Origin of the sequence: Rhizobium sp. NPDC090279 (genome assembly GCF_044769665.1) — a bacterium.
GTDB lineage: Bacteria > Pseudomonadota > Alphaproteobacteria > Rhizobiales > Rhizobiaceae > Rhizobium.
In genome coordinates, this window is record NZ_JBIVYI010000051.1 from 1 (window position 1) to 1168 (window position 1168).

General features: G+C 56.3%; 1 protein-coding gene and 1 pseudogene. Both read right to left on the bottom strand.

Annotation, left to right across the window (positions count from 1 at the left end):
• Positions 1-139: 139 nt before the first annotated feature.
• The gene (locus ACIQWP_RS31900; protein WP_402796499.1) at positions 140-931 is read right to left on the bottom strand and encodes an amino acid ABC transporter ATP-binding protein; all 792 of its coding nucleotides are present in this window, start codon (positions 929-931) and stop codon (positions 140-142) included.
• Positions 928-1074: pseudogene (locus ACIQWP_RS31905) on the bottom strand (amino acid ABC transporter permease); the annotation flags it as partial. The pseudogene ACIQWP_RS31905 and the gene ACIQWP_RS31900, both read right to left, overlap by 4 nt.
• Positions 1075-1168: the final 94 nt, after the last annotated feature.

Here is a 1168-nt window from a genome sequence, read left to right on the forward strand (position 1 = left end):
TCGCTCATGAACGGCTCATCGGCACCCCCGCCGAGCTGAGCCTTTAACCCCGGAAAATTCCAGCTCCCGCTGGCCCAAATTCGGGGGGCACTTCAGCGGGAACCATGGCTTTGATAGAAAATTTCCCAAGTCTGCATTTTTAAAGCAGCATCGACGCACCGCGGTCGAGATAGGTATCGAGGAACTGTTCCAGGCGAGGATTTCTCGGCTTCTTGAAAACCTCCTGCGGCGCTCCAGTGAACAAAACCTTGCCGTGATCAAGAAAGATGATCTGCTGACCGACGGTCGCAGCGAAACCTATTTCGTGCGAAACGACAACCATGGTCATACCCTCGGCCGCTAGATCGCGCATGAACTTCAAGACTTCGCCGGTCAATTCCGGGTCGAGCGACGAGGTCGGCTCATCAAACAACATGATCTTCGGCTTCAATGCCAGGGCGCGGGCGATCGCCACGCGTTGCTGCTGTCCGCCGGAAAGCTGCGAAGGATAGTGCCCTGCTCTGGCTTCGAGCCCGACCTTGACGAGTTGCACCATAGCCGCATCTTCTGCCTGCTTTCGGCTCATCTTGTGAACCGTCTTCAAAGCCTCGCTCACATTGCCGAGCGCAGTCATATGCGGCCAGAGATTGAATTGCTGGAAAACCATACCGATCTGGGCGCGGATCGCGCGATTGGTAGCCGCCGAGATGCGTTCGCGGCGCCCTTGCGAATCCTCGGTAAAGCCAAGCACCTCTCCGTTGATAGAGATCGTTCCGCGTGTTGCCTCCTCGAGAAAGGCCATGCATCGCAAAAGCGTACTCTTGCCGGAGCCGGATGGACCGATGAGACACGAGACCTGCCCCGGCTCGATGGCAAGATCGATGCCATGAAGAACCGTGGTCTCTCCGAACGTCTTGACGAGATTCCTGACTGCTATAGCGGAGACGCTCATGCGTTGAAAAACCTGAATCTGGAAAGTTTCGTTTCGGCAAGGTTGCCAAGCCAGCCAGTGACTTCAACGAGCACCCAATAGAAGAGTGCAAGCGCGGACAGCGCTTCGACGAAGGCATATTGCTGCGATCCGATCGCGCTTAACGGGCTCTGTTGCAAACATTGCGAGAGGTTGGATAGGTGCCGTGTTCTCCACCCTCATGCAGCCTGAGTTTCGAGATTCCGGGCGATCAGAGCT